Source organism: Pseudomonas sp. SIMBA_041, assembly GCF_046535095.1.
GTDB classification, from domain to species: Bacteria; Pseudomonadota; Gammaproteobacteria; order Pseudomonadales; family Pseudomonadaceae; genus Aquipseudomonas; species Aquipseudomonas mucoides.
The window spans coordinates 1-261 of the sequence record NZ_JAWRXJ010000492.1; the positions used below are offsets into that span (position 1 = coordinate 1).

Genomic DNA, 261 nt, shown 5'->3' on the forward strand with positions numbered 1-261 from the left:
CGTCATTTTTATTTAATGTCTCAAAAAACGCAATCATTTCATCAAATTTGATGCTGCTGTTGGCTTTGTCGTAGTACGGGTATTTACCGACTTCTACATCAGAGCCTTCAAAGATAGCAATATGGTTGCCCCATGTCGGATCGCTCACATAGCACTTAGCTTGTGGGAACCAGTCATGAATAAATTCAGCACCGACTTTTAGCGCACCAGAACCACCGATTGTAGCGATAGTAGCGACCAAGCCATCTTTTAAAATCTGGG

General features: G+C 42.5%; 1 protein-coding gene. It reads right to left on the minus strand.

What is annotated here, in order from left to right:
• Positions 1-261: aminotransferase class I/II-fold pyridoxal phosphate-dependent enzyme (locus SB725_RS32055; RefSeq protein ID WP_410923505.1), on the minus strand; the 261-nt coding region annotated here is incomplete at both ends.